Here is a 22768-nt window from a genome sequence, read left to right as displayed (position 1 = left end):
GCTTGACAACCCGTACTACGGGTCGCCAATCTGGAACCGCGACCCGTAGTACGAGTTGTAAAGCAACCCGAAGGGTTGGCCTTCGGGTGCCAGAGATGAGGAGATCCGAACAGTGGCAAGCCTTCCGATCGACACCGCGAAGTTCACGGGGACGCCGGTCGGCTCACCGGCCACTCTCACGTTCACGACGTCCGCCGATGCGCCGGCCATCAGGCAGAGACCGACCTGGTACATGGTCTTGCCGGTCTCGCGGTCGACGCGGAGCTGACCGGTCTCTCGGTTGGCGACCCGCGGAGCCGGGGGTACGGCACAGATGATGCAGCTCGGTATGCCGGTGGCCGTGCGGGACCTGGTCGCCACGCCGTGGGAGAACGAGGGGCGGCACGGGATCGCCTTCCGTGCGGCGGAGATCCGGCCCCTGAGCGCTCCGGCCCCGGCGGGGAAGGGGGCCGGGCAGTGATGACCCTGGCCTCCGCCGCTTCGGCTGGTGTGGTTTGGCCGAGTTGGGCTCTGGTGGTGGCCGCAGTGCTGGTGTCGGGTCTGCTTCTCGCAGGCCCGGCCCTGCGCCGCCGCTATCCCGCGGCCTGGTGGCTGTTAGTCGGCTTCCCGGCCGTGGCCGTCCGGGTGATGCACACCTGGCGGCCATTGATGGCCGGGTGCCGACTTGCCGTAAGTCGTCGGCCCGCCCTGACCGTCGTGTCCGGGCTCGTCGGCAACGGGGCGCCGCCCCCGCAGCCACGCGTGCCCCGACGCGGTCTCATACGCCCGACCGCAGGCGGCTTCTGGCTTCTGGTGCGGCTGTTACCGGGCCAGGTGCCGGACGACTTCGTGAAAGCGGCGCCCGCTATGGCGGAGGACTGGGGCGTGCACGCGGTACGGGTGAACTCCTGGAAACCGGGGGTCGTACGGATCGCCGCCTCGGTGACCGACCCGTTGGCCGCTCCTCGGGTGCCGCGTAGCCGAGGACCTGGCCACCTGCTCCGCGTGACCGTCGGCGCCCTGGAAACCGGTGCCGCATGGGTGCTCGACCTGCGCCGAGTGCCGCACTGGCTGATCGTCGGGGCCACCCGCTCCGGCAAATCGACACTGATCAACGCCCTCGTCGCGGGCCTGGCCCCGCAACCCGTCGCCCTGGTCGGGATCGACTGCAAGGGCGGCATGGAACTCTCCCTCTACGAGCCGCGGTTGTCCGCGCTCGCCACCAACCGAAGGCAGGCGATCAAGCTACTGGCCGCACTCGTGGAGCTGACGCTCGACCGCATGACCGTCTGCCGAACGGCCCGCGTACGCAACATCTGGGGCCTTCCGGAGAAGGCACGCCCGGTCCCCATCGTCGTGATCGTCGACGAGATCGCAGAACTGTTCCTCGTCGCGAGCCGTGACGAGAAGGACGAAGCGCAAGCCGCCGGTACCGCGCTGATCCGCCTGGCCCAGCTCGGCGCCGCACTCGGAGTGTTCCTCGTCGTCGCCGGCCAACGCGTCGGCTCCGACCTGGGCCCCGGCGTCACCGCGCTACGAGCCCAGCTCGGCGGACGTGTCTGCCACCGCGTGGCCGATCCCGGCACGGCGGAAATGGCACTTGGCGACCTCAACCCCGACGCGCTCAAGGCGGCCCAGGCCATCACCCCGGAACAAGCCGGTACGGCAGTCCTTGCCTCCGGTGACGGATGGGAACGCGCCCGCTCCCATCTGATCACCGAGGCGGAAGCGGAAGCCATCGCGGCCGAGTACGCCCACCTGACCCCCGTCCTGTCCGAGCTGCACGCCGAAACCCTGTGAGAGGGCCCACCGTGCTGGTGTCCATGTCCGCCGTACTGCTGCTCGGTCTCCTGATCTGGTTCCTGCTCCGCATCCGCTACCTGCGCACGGCCGACCTGCTGCTCTGCGGGACCTTCGGCTTCCTGCTCTCGCGGACCGTGGCCGCACCCGTCGTCCTGGCGTTCCTCGACGGCGTGAGCGGCTTCCTCGGCCAACTCCGTTTCTGAACCCACCCGATGACCCATGAAAGGGGCAACCTGTGCCCGAGTACGTCATCCGCTCCGGCGACCGCGACCCGTTCCTCGCCGGGCTTCGTGAACTGGCGGACTTCCTGACCGCCAATCCCACCGTCCTCGTCCCGCGTCACCCGTTCTTCGGCGTTTTCGTCGACACATCCGACCCCGCGGCTCGCAGGGAGGGTGCGGAGTACGCCGCCGCCCCGCTCGGTGTGCCCGTGGAGGACATCGGTGAGGGCTATTTCGACGCACGCCGCTACTTCGGGCCGATCGCGTACGGCGTCGTTGCGATCCCGCCCGAGGAGCGGCAGTGATCGCCCGTATGACGGGCTCCCGACGGGGCGCGAAGTCGCCAAACCCGACCCCGTCAGGAACCCACTCCAACCGCCACGTGAGCAGTGAAAGGAGCACCCACACTTTGTCCACTGCGCCTCATTCGCGCAAATCCCCTCTGCCCGACTGTGAGCTGAGGGGGAACGCCCCAGAGGTCTCGACTGCGCGGGACCCGAACGCGTCGTCCTCGTCGGGCTCGATGGCATCGAGCAGCACCTGTGCCCGGCGCATGCTGCCGCACTCTGGCTGACAGACCCGACCCTCCGATTCAGCGCCAAGACCCGACCCGAGGGGATCTCGGCCGTGATGTGGGAGGCCTTCGGCGGGGGCGGTGGTCGCCGATGACCGCGACCCTGCCGAAGCAAGCTGCCGCCCTGGTCGCCAAGGCGTCGGCTCCCGAGTTCGCTGCTTGGCGCCGCAACATCATCCGTCTCGGCGGCTGCACCAACCCGATCCACCTGGTCGGCGGGGCAACCGTCCTCGATGCAGCCACGGGCGAAGCCCTGCTGTCGTACGGGTCGGACGTCTACGGCGGTCGACTGCTGACCGCGTGCGGCAACCGGCGGGCAACGGTGTGCCCGGCCTGCTCAGGCCTGTACCGGGCGGACACGTACCAACTCGTCCGGGCCGGACTCGTCGGCGGCAAGAACGTAACGGAGGAGGTGAGCAAGCACCCTCGGGTGTTCGCCACCCTCACCGCTCCCGGCTTCGGCCCCGTACACACCCGACGGGAACGCGAGGGTCGAGTACGGGCCTGCCGTCCCCGCCGGGCGGGGGAGTGCTGCCCGCACGGGACGCCTACCGGATGCCATGAGCGGCACGCGGCCGATGACCTCCGCCTCGGCGAACCGCTCTGCCCGCGCTGCTACGACTACGCCGGAGCCGTGCTTTGGCAGGCGTACGCGGGTCGGCTCTGGCATCGGTTCGGCTTGGAGTTGCGGCGGGAAGTCGCGCGGCGGGCCGGTCTGTCGCGCTCGGAATTCGGGGAAGTCGCCCGACTGTCGTACACGAAAGTCGCCGAGTACCAGCGGCGAGGCCTAGTCCACTTCCATGCGGTGATCCGCCTCGACGGACCGGACGGACCCGACTCGGCACCGCCCGGCTGGGCCACCGTGCCGCTCCTGGTGGAGACCGTGCCTTCGGTGGTCGATCGGGTCCGGCTGACCGCCCCTGGTGCGAACATCGTCGGTCCGCGGGTGCTGCGGTTCGGCACTCAGGTTGATGCGCGGCCGGTCACCTCGTACGAACGGCAACCGGGGGAGCGGCCCGCCTCCGCGGGGGCTGTGGCGGGCTACATCGCCAAGTACGCCACCAAGGGAGCGGAGACGGCGGGCGCGGTGGACGGTCGGATCCATCACGCACGGGAGATGGTCATGCTGCCCGTGCGCGCACACGTACTGCGCATGATCGGGACGTGCTGGTGGCTCGGGGGACTGCCGGAGTTCGCGCCGCTCGGACTGCGGCGCTGGGCCCACATGCTCGGCTATGGCGGCCACTTCTCCACCAAGTCACGCAGCTACTCGACCACGCTGACCGCTCTCCGGCAGGCCCGTGCCGACCACCGCGCGGAGCAACAACGGACCTTCCTCGGCCTGGCCGACCGCCCGACGATCACGGTCGGCCAGTGGCAGTACGCGGGGCGCGGCTACTCCCCGGAAGCTGCCCTCCTGGCCGCCTCGGTGCGGGAGGGCGGTGCTCTCCATGGCGCGTGACACCCGTATGAAGGCAGCCGAGCTGCTCACCGTGCGGCAGGTGTCGACGAACTGGGCGGTATCTCCCGGCGCACCTTCTACCGCTGGCGGGAACTGCGCCTCGCCCCGACCTGCATCCGCCTCCCGAACGGTGAGCTTCGGGTGCGTCGGGACGTGCTCAACGCCTGGTTGGAAGAGCGCGCGGAGGGGGCCGCTTCGTGAAGTCCTACAAGGTCGTCATCTGGAAGCTGAGCATCAACCGCTCCGCGAAGAAACCGACGTACCTCGTCCGCTGGTCGGTCGACGGCGAACCCTTCCACGACTCGCACAAGACGAAGGCATTGGCCGATCGCTTCCGCGCCAAGCTGCTCCGGGCGGCCGACAAGGGCGAGCCGTTCGACACCGTGACCGGCCTGCCCGACTCGTTGCGCGGGGGCAAAGCGGCCCTGTCCCTCCTGGGGCTTGCGCTCAAGTACATCGATGCCCGGTGGGCGGAGGCCTCGGCGAAACAGCGCGACAGCATGACCGACGCCTTGGCCACTGTCCTGCCCGCGCTGGTCAAGTCACTCCGCGGGCGACCTGCCTCGGCTGATCTCCGGCGGGCGCTGCGTTCGTACGTCCTGCCTCCACCTCAGCGGGAGCGCGAGCGGCCTGAGGAGATCGCGATGGCGGCGAAGTGGATGGAGAAAGCCTCGCTGCCAGTGGCGGAACTCCAGGAGATCAGCCGTGCACACGACGTGATCGACGCGCTCACGCGCAAGCTCGACGGCAAGCCTGCGGCCACGCAGACCTACCGCCGGCGCCGTGCGGTGGTCTTCAACGTCCTCGAATACGCAGTGGAATTGGAGATGCTGCCCTCCAACCCGCTGAGCCGGGTACGGCGCAAGCGAGGGAAGCGAGCCGTACAGGAAGTCGACCGCCGCGTGGTGGTCAACCCTCGACAGGCGCGGGAGCTGCTGACGGCGGTCACGTACGTCGGCGGCTATGAACGAGCGAGTGGGCGACGGCTGAGGGCGTTCTTCGGGTGTCTGTACTACGCGGCGATGCGGCCCAGTGAGGCGCTGGGCCCACGCCTCTCTGACTGCACTCTCCCGGAGAAGGGGTGGGGTCGGATCGAACTGACCGAGACGCGGCCCACCGCCGGGAAAGCGTGGACCGACTCCGGAGAAGCCCACGACCGTCGTGGCCTGAAGCAACGGGCAGAGGGGGAAGTGCGCATCGTGCCGATCCCGCCTCCGCTCGTGCGGCTGCTCCAGGACCACATCAAGGAGTTCGGCACGGTGGAGGGCGGCCGGCTGTTCGCCAGTGAGAGGGGCAACGTCGTCGCCGCGTCGTCGTACTCGCGTGCGTGGAAGGAGGCCCGGAGGCTGGCGTTGCCGCCCGAACAGGTTCCCTCTGTTTTGGCGGCTCGCCCCTACGACCTCCGGCACGCGAGCGTCTCTCAATGGCTCAACTCCGGGGTTCCGGCTCCAGAGGTGGCGGCCCGAGCAGGCCATTCCGTGGACGTACTTCTGAAGATCTACGCGAAGTGCGTCGACGGCCAGGAGCAGGAGATGAACGACCGGATCCTGAAGGGACTGGGGGAGGAGTTGGACGAGTAGAACGAAGCGACCTGCTGATCTTGGGAGCCCTGGAGAGATCCAGGGCTCCCGCGTTGCTATCGCACGTCAGACGCTGCGAGTTTCACGAAGCCTTCTAGAGCATCTCGTGCCTGCGCGCCGAGTGAACTCAGTTCCGTCACTTCGGCTGCTTTGTGCACCCCATCCGTCAGTGTGTAGGCGTGTCGTGCGGCATCGATCACTGCTTGGCTGCTCGCTATGAGTTGGACTCGGAACAGCGCATGGAGCGCAACCCCTCGAAGGCGATACGCCTCGACCCGGGCTTCGAAGCGGGCTGAGCTGTTCGGGTCCTCGTTCTTGCGGTGCCAGCGGTCCTGTTGACCTCGCCTGAACTCGGTCACGGCTCCCGCGAAATCGCTGTACACGGACATGCGCTCAGACCGGAGTTGCTGCTGAGCCGCGAAGAGCTGGTCGCGGGCAGCCGATCGGCGTTGAAACAGATGTGTCATGGCAACGCCGAGCAGAGTCCCCAGGACTGCGATCAGAGCGGAGAGAACGCTGGCCACGGAGAGCAGAACATCACGAGATCGTCTGTGTGCCCAGATGGCCGCGGTCCCGTTGGCCTCTCGAAAGGGTTCTGACCTGCCAAAAGACCCATCAAGATCATTACGTCGTCATTACGTGATCACTGTCATGGGGCTGCATCGGGCCGCATCCGCCTGCACATATAACAAGACCCCGCACTCAGCAAACTCGCTGATGGCGGGGTCTTTAGGCACTTCATGCGAAGTGCCCCCGGCAGGATTCGAACCTGCGCACACGGCTCCGGAGGCCGTTGCTCTATCCCCTGAGCTACGGGGGCGTGTCTGCTGCTCTCTTGCGGCGACGGGTAGAACCCTACCAGCTCTTTCCGGGTCGTCAGGAACGGGTTGTCGGGCGGTTGCGTGGGGAGGGGCCACGGACGGGGTGGAAGTGGGGAAAACCCGGACGCGGTGCCGTTGCTCGACCTACTCTCGAGTTGTGTCAGGCGCGTCCGGCCGGGTTCTTGTTGTGGACGACAACAAGGTCATCCGGCAGCTGATCAGGGTCAACCTCGAGCTGGAGGGGCTGGAGGTCGTGACCGCGGCTGACGGTGCCGAGTGTCTGGACGTCGTCCATCAGGTGCGGCCCGATGTCGTCACCCTCGACGTGGTCATGCCCCGGCTCGACGGGCTGCGGGCCGCCGCGCGGCTCCGGTCCGATCCCCGTACGCGCGAGCTGCCCCTCGTCATCGTCAGCGCCTGTACACAGCACGAAGTCGCCAGCGGCCTCAGTGTCGGTGTGGACGCCTTCCTCGCCAAGCCCTTTGACCCGGCCGAACTCGTCCAGGTCGTACGGGAGTTGATGGGGACTCATCGTCGTAGAGATGTCGAGCATCCTCAGCAGCACCCCCAGCACTCCGAGCACCTCACGCACGTCAAGCGTCCCGGGCTCCCCGGGCTTCCTGGGCATGCGGGGCATGTGGGGGGTTGAGGGGGAACGAGGGGGGCGGGCGTCCTTCGGCTCAGTCTCCGGGCGCCTTCTGGTCGTCCCTTCGCTTCGCCCAAACCGACTCGCAGGCCCACCCCCCTCCTCCCCTACCCTTGTCCCGTGACCCCCGTCGAGCTCTCCCGTACCGTGCTGTGTGCGGTGCGTTGTGCTGTGGACGCGGGGGAGCTGCGGGTGGCCGTGCCCTCGCGGGCCGTTGTCGCTCCGCCCCGGCCCGGTGGGCGTGGTGACTACGCCACCAACATCGCCCTCCAGCTCGCCCGGCCCGCCGGGCAGCCGCCGCTTCGGGTCGCCGAGATCCTGCGGTCCCGTATCAGCGGCGCCCCCGGTATCGCCGACGTCGAGATCACCGGGCCCGGGTTCCTCAACATCCATCTGGAACCCGCCACCGCCGGCGCCGCCCTCGTTCGGGAGATTCTCCACCGTCGCCCACTGAACACTTCGAACACTTCGAACACATCGACAAGCGGCGACGCACGCCTCACCCTCCGTATCCCCCCCGACCCCCGCGCCCTCGTCCTCGCCGACGCCCTCGTCCGTATCCTCGCCACGCAGGGCAGCCGCGCCGACGTCCGGTACGCGCGTCCCGGTGAGCCGTGCGAGGTGCGGCCCGTTCCCGCGGTCGAGGACCCCACCCCCCTCGGTCCCGACGCCGCTCGCTGGGCCCTGCTGTATCCCGCCGCGCACGACCGGCCCCGGATCGGTGGCGAGCATCTGGTGCAGCGCGAGAGCAACCCTCTCTTCCGGGTGCGCTACGCCCACTCCCGCGCCCGTGCGCTCGTCCGCAACGCCGGGCGGCTCGGCTTCGACAGCGAGCCCGGTGACGTGGCCGACGTACCCGAAGCCGGTCCTGTACTGCGCACCCTCGCCGAGTACCCCAACGCCCTGACCCAGGCGGCAGCCCACCGCGCGCCCGATCGGCTCGCCCGGCATCTCGTCGCCGTCGCCGATGCCCTGCTCGCCTTCCAGCACACCGTGCTCCCGCTCGGCGACGAGAAACCCTCGGCCGCCCACCGGGCCCGGCTCGCGCTCGCCGAAGCCGCCGGGACGGTGCTCGCCGGTGGCCTGTCCCTGCTCGGCATCAGCGCCCCTGACTACCTCTGACCTGCGAGAAAGCCCCAGATCGACATGAGCCGTTCCGCACATCCCGCCGGGCCCCGCCACGCCGACGTCCTCCCCGAGGGCCACTACTCCGCCCCGCCCGCCGACCTCAACGCCCTCGACCCCAAGGTGTGGGCCCGGACCGTACGCCGTGACGCCGACGGTGTCATGACCGTCGGCGGTGTCGACGTCAAGACGCTCGCCGAGCGGTTCGGCACCCCCGCCTACTTCATCGACGAGGCCGACTTCCGGGCGCGGGCGCGGGCCTGGCGCACCGCGTTCGGGCCCGCCGCCGACGTGTTCTACGCGGGCAAGGCGTTCCTCTCCCGCGCCGTCGTGCGCTGGTTGTACGAGGAAGGGCTCAACCTCGACGTCTGCTCCGGCGGCGAACTCACCACCGCCCTCCTCGCGGGCATGCCCGCCGACCGCATCGCCTTCCACGGCAACAACAAGTCCACCGAGGAGATCACCAAGGCCGTCGAGAGCGGCGTCGGGCGGATCGTCCTCGACTCCTTCCAGGAGATCGCGCGGGTCGCGCACATCGCCTCCTCGCTCGGCAAGCGGCAGCGCGTGCTGATCCGTATCACCGTCGGCGTCGAGGCTCACACCCACGAGTTCATCGCCACCGCGCACGAGGACCAGAAGTTCGGGATCCCGCTCGCCGACGGACAGGCCGCCGAGGCAGTACGCCGCACCCTTCGGCTCGACGGGCTCGAACTCATCGGTATCCACAGCCACATCGGCTCGCAGATCTTCGACATGTCGGGCTTCGAGGTGGCCGCCCACCGCGTCGTGGGGCTGCTCAGGGACCTGCGCGACGAGCACGGCGTCGAGCTTCCCGAGATCGACCTCGGCGGCGGCCTCGGCATCGCGTACACCAGCGACGACGATCCGCGCGAGCCCCAGGAGATCGCGAAGGCGCTGACCGAGATCGTCACCCGCGAGTGCGAGGCCGCCCGCCTGAGCACCCCCCGTATCTCCGTCGAACCCGGGCGCGCCATCGTCGGCCCCACCGCGTTCACGCTGTACGAGGTCGGCACCATCAAGCCGCTCGAGCGGCTGCGTACGTACGTCTCCGTCGACGGCGGCATGTCCGACAACATCCGCACCGCGCTGTACGACGCCGAGTACAGCGTCGCGCTCGCCTCCCGCGCGTCCGACGCGGAGCCCATGCTGGTCCGGGTCGTCGGCAAGCACTGCGAGAGCGGGGACATCGTGGTGCGGGACGCCTTCCTGCCCGCTGACCTGGCCCCCGGCGACCTGCTCGCCGTGCCCGCCACGGGTGCGTACTGCCGGTCCATGGCCAGCAACTACAACCACGCGCTCCGCCCGCCCGTCGTCGCCGTGAGCGAGGGCGAGGCCCGGGTGATCGTCCGCCGGGAGACCGAGGAGGACCTGCTGCGTCTCGATGTCGGGTGACGGCCGAAACCCCTGGGACGCGGGCTACGGCCGGAGCCCGCAACCGCCTGGCTTCGAAAGATCCCCCGCCCCGTGTCGGAAAACGAAAGAAATGTCTCACGATCCGGACCAGGGGCGGAAAGTGTCGTCCGGTGAGTGAGACTGGTCAAAACACTGGTCAAGGAACCGGACCGCATGAGGAAACGAGGTCGGATGATGCGTACGCGTCCGCTGAAGGTGGCGCTGCTGGGCTGTGGGGTTGTCGGCTCAGAGGTGGCGCGCATCATGACGACGCACGCCGACGACCTCACGGCCCGCATCGGCGCCCCCGTGGAGCTCGCGGGCGTCGCGGTCCGGCGGCCCTCCAAGGTGCGTGAGGGCATCGACCCCGCCCTCGTCACCACCGACGCCACCGCCCTCGTCAAACGCGGCGACATCGACGTCGTCATCGAGGTCATCGGCGGGATCGAGCCCGCGCGGACCCTCATCACCACCGCCTTCGCACACGGCGCGTCGGTGGTCTCCGCCAACAAGGCCCTCCTGGCCCAGGACGGCGCCGCCCTGCACGCCGCCGCCGAGGAGCACGGCAAGGACCTGTACTACGAGGCCGCCGTCGCCGGTGCCATCCCGCTGATCCGGCCGCTGCGCGAGTCCCTCGCCGGTGACAAGGTCAACCGCGTCCTCGGGATCGTCAACGGCACGACCAACTTCATCCTCGACAAGATGGACACCACGGGCGCCGGATACCAGGAGGCCCTGGACGAGGCCACCGCGCTCGGGTACGCGGAGGCCGACCCCACCGCCGACGTCGAGGGGTTCGACGCCGCCGCCAAGGCCGCCATCCTCGCCGGTATCGCCTTCCACACGCGCGTACGTCTCGACGACGTCTACCGCGAGGGGATGACCGAGGTCACCGCCGCCGACTTCGCCTCCGCCAAACAGATGGGCTGCACGATCAAGCTGCTCGCCATCTGCGAGCGCGCCGCCGACGGGGGCTCGGTCACCGCCCGCGTGCACCCCGCCATGATCCCGCTGACCCACCCGCTCGCCTCCGTACGGGGCGCGTACAACGCGGTCTTCGTGGAGTCGGACGCCGCGGGCCAGCTCATGTTCTACGGGCCCGGCGCGGGCGGTTCGCCGACCGCGTCCGCCGTCCTCGGCGATCTCGTGGCCGTCTGCCGTAACCGCCTCGGCAACACCACCGGACCCGGCGAGTCCGCGTACGCGGCCCTGCCCGTCTCGCCCATGGGCGACGTCGTCACGCGCTACCACATCAGCCTCGACGTCGCCGACAAGCCGGGTGTCCTCGCCCAGGTCGCCACCGTCTTCGCCGAGCACAATGTCTCGATCGACACGGTGCGCCAGAAGGGCAAGGAAGGCGAGGCCTCCCTCGTCGTCGTCACCCATCGCGCCTCCGACGCCGCGCTTCGCGGGACCGTCGAGGCGCTGCGCAAGCTCGACACCGTGCGGGGTGTCGCCAGCACCATGCGGGTTGAAGGAGAGTAACCAGCAATGACTCACCAGTGGCGCGGAATCATCGAGGAGTACCGGGACCGGCTTCCGGTGTCCGACAGCACGCCCGTCGTGACGCTCCGTGAGGGCGGTACGCCGCTCGTACCCGCGCAGGTGCTCTCCGAGCGCACGGGCTGCGAGGTCCACCTCAAGGTGGAGGGGGCCAACCCCACCGGGTCCTTCAAGGACCGCGGCATGACCATGGCCATCTCCAAGGCCAAGGAGGAGGGCGCCAAGGCGGTCATCTGCGCCTCCACCGGCAACACCTCCGCGTCGGCCGCCGCCTACGCCGTACGCGCGGGCATGGTCTCGGCGGTCCTCGTGCCGCAGGGCAAGATCGCGCTCGGCAAGATGGGCCAGGCCCTCGTGCACGGCGCCAAGATCCTCCAGGTCGACGGCAACTTCGACGACTGTCTCGACCTCGCCCGCGCGCTGTCCGACAACTACCCGGTGGCGCTGGTCAATTCGGTCAACCCGGTGCGCATCGAGGGCCAGAAGACGGCGGCCTTCGAGATCGTCGACATGCTCGGCGACGCGCCCGACATCCATGTCCTCCCGGTCGGCAACGCGGGCAACATCACCGCCTACTGGAAGGGCTACAAGGAGTACGCCGCCGACGGCATCGCGCAGCACACTCCGCGCATGTGGGGCTTCCAGGCCTCCGGCTCGGCCCCCATCGTGCGCGGCGAGGTCGTCAAGGACCCCTCGACCATCGCCACCGCGATCCGGATCGGCAACCCCGCCTCCTGGAAGTTCGCGCTGGCGGCCCGCGACGAGTCGAACGGCCTCATCGACGAGGTGACGGACCGTGAGATCCTGCGCGCCTACCGGCTGTTGGCCGCGCAGGAGGGCGTCTTCGTCGAGCCCGCGTCCGCCGCGTCCGTCGCCGGTCTGCTGAAGGCGGCCGAGCAGGGCAAGGTCGACCCGGGCCAGCGGATCGTCTGTACGGTCACCGGCAACGGACTCAAGGACCCCGACTGGGCCGTCGCGGGCGCCCCGCAGCCGGTCACGGTCCCGGTCGACGCGGCAACCGCGGCCGAACGGCTCGGACTGGCGTAATCGGGGCGCTTGCGGGGGACGACCCCGCACGCCGCCCGACAGCGGATGCACAGGGGGCTTACGACACGCATCGTGCGCCTCCTGTGCGCCCTATGTCGCCACAGAACCTTCCTTCGATAGGCTGTACTCAACCCGCCCGCCGCATATGCCGCGGTGCCGCGCCGTCCCTGCGGCCTTCGGGTCTTCCGTACCGCATCGAGTGTCATTCGACCATCACGCAGCTCAAGGAGAGTCAACGAGCGATGGCCGGTCCAGCGTTCCGCGCCGCCGCCGTCCGGGTGCGCGTCCCCGCCACCAGCGCCAATCTCGGGCCGGGCTTCGACGCCCTCGGCCTCGCGCTGGGGCTCTATGACGACGTGGTCGTCCGGGTGGCCGACTCCGGGCTGCACATCGACATCGCGGGTGAGGGCAGCCAGACGCTGCCGCGCGACGAGAGCCATCTCCTCGTACGATCCCTGCGCGCCGCCTTCGCCGCCCTCGGCGGCCAGCCGCGCGGCCTGGAGATCGTCTGCGCCAACCGCATTCCGCACGGCCGCGGCCTCGGCTCCTCCTCCGCCGCCATCTGTGCCGGCATAGTCGCCGCCCGCGCCGTGACGATAGGCGGCGACAACCGGCTCGACGACGCCGCGCTGCTCGAACTCGCCACCGAGATCGAGGGCCACCCCGACAACGTCGCGGCCTGTCTGCTCGGCGGGTTCACGATTTCCTGGATGGACCGCGGCGCCGCGCGCGCGATCCGCCTGGACCCCACCCGTTCCATCGTTCCGGTGGTTTTCGTGCCCGGGAAGCCCGTGCTGACCGAGACCGCGCGCGGACTGCTCCCGCGCGCCGTGCCGCACGTCGACGCTGCCGTCAACGCGGGCCGCGCCGCACTGCTCGTCGAGGCCCTGACCCGGCGCCCCGAGCTGCTGCTGCCCGCCACCGAGGACCGACTCCACCAGGAATACCGGGCTCCGGCCATGCCGGAGAGCGCCGCGCTGGTGGAACGGCTGCGGGCGGACGGCATCCCCGCAGTGATCTCCGGCGCCGGACCCACGGTCCTGGCGCTGGCCGACGGCGACAGCGCCGACAAGGTGGCCCACCTGGCAGGTGAGGGATGGGCCGCCAACCGGCTTGACCTGGACAGTCAGGGAGCGTGCGTACTGCCGCTCGCGCCCTGACACACGGTTGCCGGTTTCGAGAGGGGGAATGTTTGTTGGATCCGGTAGTGTTAATCTCAAGTCAGCACCCGACCCAGCCATGGCGTGGTGCTTCGTGTCCCCGTCCGGGACAACCCTTCTTCCGGGAGCCTCCCAAGTCGCACTGTGTTCCGTATTCCGTACGTGAGCGGTACGTCGTATATGGCACTGGGCGAATTGCCGAGCATGCTCCGGAATCGGTGTGACCGAGCCGCGTGACACAGACCCGGGTGTCACGGCTCCGGGAAGCGCCAGTCACCAGATGTTTCTTCCGCCGCTTATGGCGGACCACCGCCCCGGCACGGTCCATACAGACGAGGACCGAAGCCGGACAGCACAACCGGTCGCCGAGCCAGACAGGCCGACGTCCGCTCCAGGGAAGGACCCTTCGTGAGCGACACCACCGATCTGATGGGCGCACGTGTCGAGGAGACCGCTGCCGCGCCCGCCACGGACGCCTCCGCGCCTGCCACCGGTGCCGGCTCCCGGCGGCGCCGCGGTACCGGCCTCGAGGGCATGGTGCTGGCCGAGCTTCAGCAGGTCGCATCCGGCCTCGGTATCAGGGGTACGGCGCGCATGCGCAAGAGCCAACTGATCGAGGTCATCAAGGAGGCACAGGCCGGGGGCGGCTCCCAGGCGGCTTCGGGCGCCGCGGCCAAGACCGCCGCTTCCACCGGGGACGCCACCGAGACCAAGCCGAAGCGCCGGGCCACCGCCCGGACGCGTACCGGTGACGCGGAGGCCAAGGCCGAGAAGTCGGCCGAGGCTCCGAAGCAGATCGAGATCCCCGGCCAGGGCGCCGGGGACGACGCTCCGGCCGAGCGTCGTCGGCGCCGTGCCACCGCCGAGGCGGGCAGCCCCGAGACGGCCGCCGCCGAGGCGAAGAGCGAGCCGAAGGCGGAGACGCCCGCCCAGTCGCAGACGCAGGCGCAGGGCGAGAGCCGTGGCGAAGCCGGTGAGGGCGGCGAGGGCCGCCGCCGTGACCGCCGCGACCGTGGCCGCGACCGCGACCGTGATCGGGACCGCGACCGCGACCGTCGTGGCAAGGGTGACGACCAGCAGCAGGGCCAGCAGCGTCAGCAGCAGGGCGGCGGCGGTCGGCAGGACCGTCAGGACCGTCAGGACCGTCAGGACGACGGCTTCGACGACGACGGTGGTCGTCGCGGTCGTCGCGGGCGTTACCGCGACCGCCGGGGCCGTCGCGGACGCGACGAGATCGCCGAGCCGCAGGTCGCCGAGGACGACGTCCTGATCCCCGTCGCGGGCATCCTGGACATCCTCGACAACTACGCGTTCATCCGTACCTCGGGCTACCTGCCCGGCCCGAACGACGTGTACGTCTCCCTCGCCCAGGTCCGCAAGAACGGCCTGCGCAAGGGCGACCACATCACGGGTGCGGTCCGTCAGCCCCGTGACGGCGAGCGCCGCGAGAAGTTCAACGCGCTGGTCCGCCTCGACTCCGTCAACGGCATGGCGCCCGAACACGGCCGTGGCCGCCCGGAGTTCAACAAGCTGACGCCGCTGTACCCGCAGGACCGGCTGCGCCTGGAGACCGACCCGGGCGTGCTGACCACCCGCATCATCGACCTGGTGTCGCCGATCGGCAAGGGTCAGCGTGGTCTGATCGTGGCCCCGCCGAAGACCGGCAAGACCATGATCATGCAGGCGATCGCCAACGCGATCACGCACAACAACCCCGAGTGCCACCTGATGGTCGTCCTGGTCGACGAGCGTCCGGAAGAGGTCACCGACATGCAGCGGTCGGTCAAGGGCGAGGTCATCTCCTCGACCTTCGACCGCCCGGCCGAGGACCACACCACGGTCGCCGAACTGGCCATCGAGCGCGCCAAGCGCCTGGTGGAGCTGGGCCACGACGTCGTCGTGCTGCTCGACTCGATCACGCGTCTGGGCCGTGCGTACAACCTCGCCGCGCCCGCCTCCGGCCGCATCCTGTCCGGTGGTGTCGACTCGACCGCGCTCTACCCGCCGAAGCGCTTCTTCGGTGCCGCGCGCAACATCGAGGACGGCGGCTCCCTCACGATCCTCGCCACCGCGCTGGTCGACACCGGCTCGCGCATGGACGAGGTCATCTTCGAGGAGTTCAAGGGCACCGGCAACATGGAGCTCAAGCTCGACCGGAAGCTCGCCGACAAGCGCATCTTCCCCGCGGTGGACGTGGACGCGTCCGGTACGCGTAAGGAGGAAATCCTGCTCGGCGCCGAGGAGTTGAACGTCGTCTGGAAGCTGCGCCGGGTGCTGCACGCGCTCGACCAGCAGCAGGCGATCGAGCTGCTCCTCGACAAGATGAAGCAGACCAAGTCGAACGTCGAGTTCCTGATGCAGATCCAGAAGACGACGCCTTCGCCCGGCAACGGCGACTGAGCGCGTCCGACCCGATCACCCGATCACGATCGTCACCCGATCACGATCGACCGCGGGGCCGCTCCCGCCGGCCGGTGCCCAGCACCTGGCCGGAAGGGGCGGCCCTTCGCCGTGTCCGGGCATGTTCCTGTCCGGGCAGGTCCGAGGTCCATGTCCGAGTCTCTATGTCCGAGATCAATGTCATAAGCAGCGGTCTCGGTGTTGATGTCCGGTCCGAGCGTGGTCTCGGCGAAACCGCAGGTCAGCAGGGTTCTCACAGATCAGGGAGATCGCTTACGGCGTACATAGTGTTACGGAGAGTCATAGCACGCCGTGCAACCCTTGCTCCGGTTACTCCGTCTGACCGTACGGGGCGACGATGGAACAGCGGGGGCCACAAGGACCGAGGAGCACATGCCTGCCGAGCGCGAGCCGAACCCCGGCATAGCCGACAAGGCCACGACCAGCGGCCCGCGCCACCGTGCGAAGGGCCATCGGCACCGGCACCGCGGCGGCAGACGTCGTAGGGCTCTCCTCGTCACCGCCTGGACGGCCGCGGGCGTCCTGCTGCTCGGCGGTACCGGACTCGGCGTCGTGTACTTCAAGCTCAACGGCAACATCCACAGCGTCGACCTCAACCAGATGCTCGGCGGCCACCGGCCCGCGAAGGTCGACAACGGCTCCCAGAACATCCTGGTCCTGGGCTCGGACAGCCGCTCGGGCGGCAACGAGAAGCTGGGCGGCGGCGCCGACGACGGGACGGCCCGCTCGGACACCGCGATGATCGTCCACGTCTACAAGGGCCACAAGCGGGCCAGTGTCGTCTCCATCCCGCGCGACACCCTCGTCGACCGCCCCGAGTGCACCGACAGCAAGGGCGCCGCGCAGCCCGCGGCCTCCGGTGTGATGTTCAACTCCGCGTATTCGACGGGGGGCGCGGCCTGCGCCGTGAAGACCGTCGAGTCGATCACCGGTATCCGTATGGATCACTTCGTGGAGGTCGACTTCGCGGGCTTCCAGAAGCTGATCGACGACCTCGGCGGTGTCCGGGTGACCACCACCAGGGACATCCACGACCCCGACAGCCATCTCGATCTGAAGGCCGGGGCCCACACGCTCGACGGCGAGCAGGCCCTCGGCCTGGTCCGCACCCGGCACGGCGTCGGCGACGGCTCCGACCTCGGCCGTATCCAGCTCCAGCAGGCCTTCATGAAGGCCCTGGTCGACCAGGTCGGGCAGATCGGCGTGCTGACCAGCCCGAGCAAGCTGTACGACCTCGCCGACACCGGGACCAAGGCCGTCACCACCGACTCCGACCTCGCGTCCGTGAAGAAGCTCGTCTCCTTCGCGGGCGGGCTCAAGGGGATCGACTCGTCCCGTATGAACATGGTGACGACGCCGGTCCGCTACGACCCGGCGAACCCCAACCGGGTCCTGCTGGAGAAGGACAAGGCGCAGCTCGTGTGGGACGCCCTGAAGAACGACCGGCCGATCCCGGCGAGCGCGACCGAGGACGCTGCCACGGGTCAGGCCGACGGCGTGGTCACCGGTTGATCCCCGAGCCCCTGAGCGGCCTTCCCGAGGTCGATCAGGGCCTGTCCGGAGCCGATCCGGGGCCTTCCGGGACCGGGCGGAATAGATCGCTTGATCCCCCGGTTTTGGGTGATGCGGCCAGTCCTGGCAGACTGGTACGTCGGCTCCGGTTCACGCACCCGCATCCCGCGTCTGCGACCCGGCGCCCTCCCGAAACCTAGGAGACACCTTGAAGCGCGACATTCACCCCGCGTACGTCGAGACGCAGGTCAGCTGCACCTGCGGCGCGTCGTTCACCACTCGTAGCACCATCGACTCCGGCACCATCCGTGCCGAGGTCTGCTCCGAGTGCCACCCGTTCTACACGGGCAAGCAGAAGATCCTCGACACCGGTGGCCGAGTGGCCCGCTTCGAGGCCCGCTTCGGCAAGGCTGCCGCTGCCAAGAAGTAGCGAGCCCATCGCGCCGGTCTCCGGTGCTCCCGTACCGGGGGCGTCGGGACCGGCGCTTTGCGGTGCAGCCCCTGTCAGTCGTACCTACGTCCCTCACGCCCCGGCCGGGCGGGGGACACCCCATGGGAGCCGGAGATGTTCGAGGCGGTCGAGGAACTGGTCGGTGAACACGCCGATCTGGAGAAGAAGCTCGCCGATCCATCGGTCCACGCCGATCAGGCCAACGCGCGCAAGCTGAACAAGCGCTACGCGGAGCTGACCCCGATCATCGCCACGTACCGCTCCTGGAAGCAGTCCGGCGACGACATCGAGACCGCGCGTGAACTGGCCGCGGACGACCCGGACTTCGCCGCCGAGGTCAAGGACCTGGAGAAGCAGCGCGAGGAACTGACCGAGAAGCTGCGCTTCCTGCTCATCCCGCGTGACCCCAACGACGACAAGGACGTCATCCTCGAGATCAAGGCGGGCGCGGGCGGCGACGAGTCGGCCCTGTTCGCAGGTGATCTGCTGCGGATGTATCTGCGCTACGCCGAGCGCGTCGGCTGGAAGACCGAGATCATCGACTCCACCGAGTCCGAGCTGGGCGGCTACAAGGACGTCCAGGTCGCGGTGAAGGCCCGCGGGCAGATCGAGCCCGGCCAGGGCGTGTGGGCCCGGCTGAAGTACGAGGGCGGTGTGCACCGTGTGCAGCGCGTGCCGGCCACCGAGTCGCAGGGCCGTATCCACACCTCCGCGGCCGGTGTGCTCGTCACGCCCGAGGCGGAGGAGGTCGACATCGAGATCAACCCGAACGACCTGCGCATCGACGTCTACCGCTCGTCCGGGCCCGGCGGCCAGTCCGTCAACACGACCGACTCCGCGGTGCGGATCACGCACCTTCCGACCGGCGTCGTCGCCTCCTGCCAGAACGAGAAGAGCCAGTTGCAGAACAAGCAGCAGGCGATGCGTATCCTGCGCTCCAGGCTGCTCGCCGCCGCGCAGGAGGAGGCGGAGCGGGAGGCCGCCGACGCCCGCCGCAGCCAGGTCCGCACGGTCGACCGCTCCGAGAAGATCCGTACGTACAACTTCCCGGAGAACCGCCTCTCGGACCACCGCGTCGGGTTCAAGGCGTACAACCTGGACCAGGTGCTCGACGGCGACCTCGTCGCGGTGATCCAGGCCTGCGTCGACGCCGACTCGGCCGCCAAGCTCGCGGCTGCGTGACGTCGAGGCCCGACGCGCCGAGTGCCGGGGCCCGCGACCCCGGCACGACTGACCATTCAGACCCCAAGGCACCGCACACGGACCGGAGGACGAGCGTGAACCTGCTGCTCGCGGAGGTGGCCCAGGCCACCCAGCGGCTGGCCGACGCCGGCGTGCCCTCGCCGCGCAACGACGCGGAGGAGCTAGCCGCCTTCGTGCACGGTGTCAGACGGGGCGAGCTGCACACCGTCAAGGACGCCGACTTCGACGCCCGCTACTGGGAGGTCATCGCCCGCCGCGAGGCGCGCGAGCCGCTCCAGCACATCACCGGGCGCGCCTTCTTCCGGTATCTGGAACTCCAGGTCGGACCCGGGGTGTTCGTGCCCCGGCCGGAGACCGAGTCGGTGGTCGGCTGGGCCATAGACGCGGTACGCGCGATGGACGTCGTCGAGCCGCTGATCGTGGACCTGTGCACGGGCTCGGGCGCCATCGCGCTCGCGCTGGCCCAGGAGGTGCCGCGCTCGCGCGTGCACGCCGTGGAACTGTCCGAGGACGCCTTCCAGTGGACCCGGAAGAACATGGACGGGTCCAGGGTCGACCTGCGGCAGGGGAACGCCCTGACGGCCTTCCCCGACCTCGACGGCCAGGTCGACCTCGTGATCTCCAACCCGCCGTACATCCCGCTCACCGAGTGGGAGTACGTCTCTCCGGAGGCCCGGGACTACGACCCCGAACTGGCCCTGTTCTCCGGCGAGGACGGCCTCGACCTGATCCGCGGCCTGGAGCGCACCGCGCACCGGCTGCTGCGCCCCGGCGGTCTCGTCGTCATCGAGCACGCCGACACCCAGGGCGGCCAGGTGCCGTGGATCTTCACCGAGGAGCGGGGCTGGGCCGACGCGGCCGACCACCCCGACCTCAACAACCGGCCGCGCTTCGCCACCGCCCGCAAGGCCCTGCCGTGAGCCCGGCCCGCCTCGGGGCGTGGCGCACGCCCCTTGCGAAGACTTCAAGCCAGTACGAGATCCAGTACGAGATCCAGCAGTACGTGTACGAGGAGGCCCTCTAGACATGGCACGGCGATACGACACCAACGACGCGACCGACCGAGCGACCGGTCTGCGCGAGGCCGCGTCCGCCGTCCGCCGTGGCGAACTCGTGGTGCTGCCCACCGACACCGTGTACGGCGTGGGCGCCGACGCGTTCTCCGCGGAGGCCGTGGCCGATCTGCTCCAGGCCAAGGGCCGGGGCCGAGGCATGCCCACGCCCGTCCTCATCGGCTCCCCGAACACCCTGCACGGCCTCGTCACGGACTTCTCCGAGCTGGCCTGGGAACTGGTCGACGCGTTCTGGCCGGGCGCCCTCACGCTCGTCGCCAAGCACCAGCCGTCCCTCAAGTGGGACCTCGGGGACACCCGGGGCACGGTCGCCGTCCGGATGCCGCTGCACCCGGTCGCCATCGAGCTGCTGACGGACGTCGGCCCGATGGCCGTGTCCTCCGCGAACCTGACCGGCCACCCGGCGCCGGAGAACTGCGACGCCGCGCAGGAGATGCTCGGCGACTCGATCTCCGTGTATCTGGACGGCGGCCCGACCCCCGGCATCGTCCCCTCCTCGATCGTCGACGTCTCGGGCCCGGTGCCCGTGCTGCTGCGCGAGGGCGCGATCTCGGCCGAGGAGCTGCGCAAGGTCGTACCCGACCTCGAGGTGGCGAATTGACCGCCCCCCACACCCCCGAGCAGGGGGGACCCCCATGCGCGGCATAGGCAACGGGTACGGCTACGGGACGACGGGGAGCCTGGTGGAACCCGGTCTCCCCGGTGACACCTTTCGCATCCTCCACGTCAGCACGGGCAATGTGTGCCGCTCGCCGATCACCGAGCGGCTGACCCGGCATGCCCTGGCGGACCGGCTCGGCGACGCGCTCGGCGGCGGTCTGATCGTGGAGAGCGCGGGCACCTGGGGCCATGAGGGCGCGCCCATGGAGGCGAACGCCGAGGCCGTCCTCGCGGACTTCGGCGCGGACGCCTCCGGGTTCGTCGGCCGGGAGCTGCTGGACGAGCACGTCATCCGGGCCGACCTGGTCCTGACGGCGACCCGCGACCACCGCGCCCAGGTCATCTCCATGGGCCACTCGGCGGGGCTGCGCACGTTCACGCTGAAGGAGTTCACCCGCCTGGTGCGGGCGATAGACCCGGCGACGCTGCCTCCGCTGGAGGACGGCGTGGTCGCGCGCGCCCGCGCGCTGGTCGGTGCCGCCGCGGCGCTGCGCGGCTGGCTGCTGGCGCCGACGGCGGACGCGGACGAGGTGCACGACCCGTACGGAGCGCCGCTGCCGTTCTTCCGGTCGATCGGCTGCGAGATCCAGCAGGCGCTGGACCCGGTGGTGACCGCGCTGACGGGCGTATCCGCCCGAGCCTGAGCCCCGGACGGCGCGTTCCCGGGGCGCGGACGCCGCACTGACGGCTCCGCTCCGCCCTGCCGGGGTTCCGGTCCACCGCCCTCGTCACGGGCACGCACAGGCGTACCTGCGGGGAACGCGACGACCGGGCGCCCCAGAAGCCCCGGGCCTACAGTTGGACGTACGTCCCCGACGCCCGGAGTGCACCATGGCGCTCACCCCCACCCTCGAGGCCGACCTCCTGCTCCGACAGGACCCCGAGATGGCCGACATCCTCCTCGGGGAACTCTTCCGGCAGTCGACGACGCTCCAGCTCATCGCCGCCGAGAACTTCACCTCGCCCGCCGTGCTGACCGCCCTCGGCTCCCCGCTCGCCAACAAGTACGCGGAGGGCTATCCCGGCGCCCGCTACCACGGCGGATGCGAGATCGTCGACGTCGCCGAGCGCCTCGCCGTGGACCGCGCGAAGGCACTGTTCGGGGCCGAACACGCCAATGTGCAGCCGCACTCGGGGTCCTCCGCGGTGCTCGCCGCGTACGCCGCCCTGCTGCGGCCCGGTGACACCGTCCTCGCCCTGGGGCTGCCCTACGGCGGCCACCTCACGCACGGCTCGCCCGCCAACTTCTCCGGCCGCTGGTTCGACTTCGTCGGCTACGGCGTCGAGGCGGAGACCGGGCTCGTCGACCGCGAGCAGGTGCGTGCCCTGGCCCGCGCGCACCGGCCGAAGGCCGTCGTGTGCGGGTCCATCGCCGCGCCCCGCCATATCGACTACGCGTTCTTCCGCGAGGTCGCCGACGAGGTGGGCGCGTATCTCATCGCCGACGCCGCCCATCCCATCGGGCTCGTCGCCGGGGGAGCGGCGCCCAGCCCGGTGCCGTACGCGGACGTCGTCTGCGCCACCACGCACAAGGTGCTGCGCGGCCCGCGCGGCGGCATGATCCTGTGCGGGCGCGAGCTGGCCGGGCGGGTGGACCGGGCCGTCTTCCCGTTCACCCAGGGCGGCGCCCAGATGCACGCCGTCGCCGCCAAGGCGGTCGCGTTCGGCGAGGCGGCGCGGCCGGCCTTCGCGGTCTACGCCCACCAGGTCGTCGCCAACGCCCGGACGCTGGCGGAGCGTCTGGCCGACGAGGGGCTGATGCTCGTCACCGGCGGCACCGACACCCACATGCTGATCGTCGACCCCGCGCCGCTGGGCGTCGACGGCCGCACCGCGCGCGGCCGGCTGATGGCGGCCGGACTGGTCATGGACACCTGCCCGCTGCCGCACAGCGAGGCCCGCGGGCTGCGCCTGGGCACCGCCGCGGTGACCACCCAGGGCATGGGCGAGGCCGAGATGGAGCGCGTCGCCGCGCTGTTCGCGGCCGTGCTGCGCGAGGAGACGGACGGCACCCAGGTGCGCGCCGAGGTACGGGAGCTGACCGGGCGATTTCCGCCCTATCCCGGCCTGTGAACCGGCCTTGAAGCGGCCTGTGACCCGGCCGGTGCGAGCGG

General features: G+C 70.1%; 21 protein-coding genes, 1 tRNA gene and 2 pseudogenes. 21 read left to right on the top strand and 3 right to left on the bottom strand.

Translation table 11 applies throughout. The annotated features are described in order from the left end of the window. Positions 1–126: 126 nt before the first annotated feature. Positions 127–330: pseudogene (locus tag ACZ60T_RS07595) on the bottom strand (SCO3933 family regulatory protein); the annotation flags it as partial. Here ACZ60T_RS07595 and ACZ60T_RS07590 point away from each other — a divergent pair. From ACZ60T_RS07590 to ACZ60T_RS07560, 7 genes and pseudogenes are all read left to right on the top strand, one after another. Beyond that, positions 314–460, top strand: coding sequence for a hypothetical protein (locus tag ACZ60T_RS07590; RefSeq protein WP_469665576.1), 147 nt, complete (start codon positions 314–316; stop codon positions 458–460). The pseudogene ACZ60T_RS07595 and the gene ACZ60T_RS07590 sit on opposite strands and share 17 nt — an antisense overlap. After that, positions 460–1779, top strand: coding sequence for an FtsK/SpoIIIE domain-containing protein (locus ACZ60T_RS07585; RefSeq protein WP_469665182.1), 1320 nt, complete (start codon positions 460–462; stop codon positions 1777–1779). The genes ACZ60T_RS07590 and ACZ60T_RS07585 overlap by 1 nt, the downstream gene beginning before the upstream one ends. A gap of 11 nt (positions 1780–1790) precedes the next feature. Further along, positions 1791–1985 (top strand): hypothetical protein, encoded by a 195-nt coding sequence (locus ACZ60T_RS07580; protein WP_469665550.1) that lies wholly within the window; start codon positions 1791–1793, stop codon positions 1983–1985. A 32-nt stretch (positions 1986–2017) separates the two neighbouring features. Then, positions 2018–2308: a hypothetical protein gene (locus ACZ60T_RS07575; protein WP_469665180.1), complete on the top strand. Its 291-nt coding sequence runs from the start codon at positions 2018–2020 to the stop codon at positions 2306–2308. Between the two features lie 360 nt (positions 2309–2668). Then, positions 2669–4039: a replication initiator gene (locus tag ACZ60T_RS07570; RefSeq protein WP_469665178.1), complete on the top strand. Its 1371-nt coding sequence runs from the start codon at positions 2669–2671 to the stop codon at positions 4037–4039. Next, a pseudogene (locus ACZ60T_RS07565) lies at positions 4029–4240 on the top strand (helix-turn-helix transcriptional regulator). Before ACZ60T_RS07570 ends, ACZ60T_RS07565 begins: the two are co-directional and overlap by 11 nt. Then, positions 4237–5619 carry a tyrosine-type recombinase/integrase gene (locus ACZ60T_RS07560; RefSeq protein ID WP_469665176.1) on the top strand — a complete coding sequence of 461 codons (1383 nt, stop codon included), beginning with the start codon at positions 4237–4239 and terminating at the stop codon, positions 5617–5619. The pseudogene ACZ60T_RS07565 and the gene ACZ60T_RS07560 overlap by 4 nt, the downstream one beginning before the upstream one ends. A 56-nt stretch (positions 5620–5675) precedes the next feature. Here the strand turns inward: ACZ60T_RS07560 and ACZ60T_RS07555 are convergent, their stop codons facing one another. Together ACZ60T_RS07555 and ACZ60T_RS07550 are read right to left on the bottom strand one after the other, a co-directional pair. Continuing rightward, a complete protein-coding gene (locus ACZ60T_RS07555) occupies positions 5676–6143 on the bottom strand; it encodes a hypothetical protein (protein ID WP_469665174.1) in 468 nt (155 codons plus the stop codon). Between the two features lie 224 nt (positions 6144–6367). After that, positions 6368–6439: transfer RNA gene (locus ACZ60T_RS07550), tRNA-Arg, on the bottom strand. Positions 6440–6549: 110 nt separating this feature from the next. Between ACZ60T_RS07550 and ACZ60T_RS07545 the strand changes: the two genes are divergently transcribed. From ACZ60T_RS07545 to ACZ60T_RS07480, 14 genes are all read left to right on the top strand, one after another. Beyond that, complete coding sequence (locus tag ACZ60T_RS07545) at positions 6550–7089, top strand: response regulator (protein ID WP_469665549.1); 540 nt, start codon at positions 6550–6552, stop codon at positions 7087–7089. Between the two features lie 117 nt (positions 7090–7206). Beyond that, positions 7207–8208 (top strand): ArgS-related anticodon-binding protein NrtL, encoded by a 1002-nt coding sequence (nrtL, locus tag ACZ60T_RS07540; protein WP_469665172.1) that lies wholly within the window; start codon positions 7207–7209, stop codon positions 8206–8208. Positions 8209–8232: 24 nt separating this feature from the next. Then, positions 8233–9624 (top strand): diaminopimelate decarboxylase, encoded by a 1392-nt coding sequence (gene lysA, locus ACZ60T_RS07535; RefSeq protein WP_365622353.1) that lies wholly within the window; start codon positions 8233–8235, stop codon positions 9622–9624. 195 nt (positions 9625–9819) lie between these two features. Continuing rightward, positions 9820–11109: a homoserine dehydrogenase gene (locus tag ACZ60T_RS07530; protein ID WP_469665548.1), complete on the top strand. Its 1290-nt coding sequence runs from the start codon at positions 9820–9822 to the stop codon at positions 11107–11109. Positions 11110–11115: 6 nt separating this feature from the next. Then, a complete protein-coding gene (gene thrC, locus ACZ60T_RS07525; RefSeq protein ID WP_365622356.1) occupies positions 11116–12174 on the top strand; it encodes a threonine synthase in 1059 nt (352 codons plus the stop codon). Between the two features lie 242 nt (positions 12175–12416). Then, entirely contained in the window at positions 12417–13334 is a 918-nt protein-coding gene (gene thrB / locus ACZ60T_RS07520; protein WP_469665170.1) for a homoserine kinase, read from the top strand. Positions 13335–13742: 408 nt separating this feature from the next. Further along, positions 13743–15734: a transcription termination factor Rho gene (gene rho, locus ACZ60T_RS07515; RefSeq protein WP_469665168.1), complete on the top strand. Its 1992-nt coding sequence runs from the start codon at positions 13743–13745 to the stop codon at positions 15732–15734. A gap of 393 nt (positions 15735–16127) precedes the next feature. Continuing rightward, positions 16128–17267: an LCP family protein gene (locus ACZ60T_RS07510; RefSeq protein WP_469665166.1), complete on the top strand. Its 1140-nt coding sequence runs from the start codon at positions 16128–16130 to the stop codon at positions 17265–17267. A 208-nt stretch (positions 17268–17475) separates the two neighbouring features. Beyond that, positions 17476–17697 carry a 50S ribosomal protein L31 gene (rpmE, locus tag ACZ60T_RS07505; protein WP_252422387.1) on the top strand — a complete coding sequence of 74 codons (222 nt, stop codon included), beginning with the start codon at positions 17476–17478 and terminating at the stop codon, positions 17695–17697. Positions 17698–17832: 135 nt separating this feature from the next. Beyond that, positions 17833–18900, top strand: a complete 1068-nt coding sequence (gene prfA, locus ACZ60T_RS07500) for a peptide chain release factor 1 (protein ID WP_252422388.1) — start codon at positions 17833–17835, stop codon at positions 18898–18900. 95 nt (positions 18901–18995) lie between these two features. Further along, positions 18996–19841 (top strand): peptide chain release factor N(5)-glutamine methyltransferase, encoded by an 846-nt coding sequence (prmC, locus tag ACZ60T_RS07495; RefSeq protein WP_365623064.1) that lies wholly within the window; start codon positions 18996–18998, stop codon positions 19839–19841. Between the two features lie 106 nt (positions 19842–19947). Then, positions 19948–20595 carry an L-threonylcarbamoyladenylate synthase gene (locus ACZ60T_RS07490; RefSeq protein ID WP_365622370.1) on the top strand — a complete coding sequence of 216 codons (648 nt, stop codon included), beginning with the start codon at positions 19948–19950 and terminating at the stop codon, positions 20593–20595. A gap of 34 nt (positions 20596–20629) precedes the next feature. Then, positions 20630–21298 (top strand): arsenate reductase/protein-tyrosine-phosphatase family protein, encoded by a 669-nt coding sequence (locus ACZ60T_RS07485; protein WP_365622373.1) that lies wholly within the window; start codon positions 20630–20632, stop codon positions 21296–21298. 187 nt (positions 21299–21485) lie between these two features. After that, positions 21486–22727: a serine hydroxymethyltransferase gene (locus tag ACZ60T_RS07480; protein WP_469665163.1), complete on the top strand. Its 1242-nt coding sequence runs from the start codon at positions 21486–21488 to the stop codon at positions 22725–22727. The last annotated feature ends 41 nt before the right edge of the window (positions 22728–22768 follow it).

This window comes from Streptomyces sp. NPDC104371, from assembly GCF_055583785.1.
This window is presented reverse-complemented; position numbering and strand designations above follow the sequence as displayed.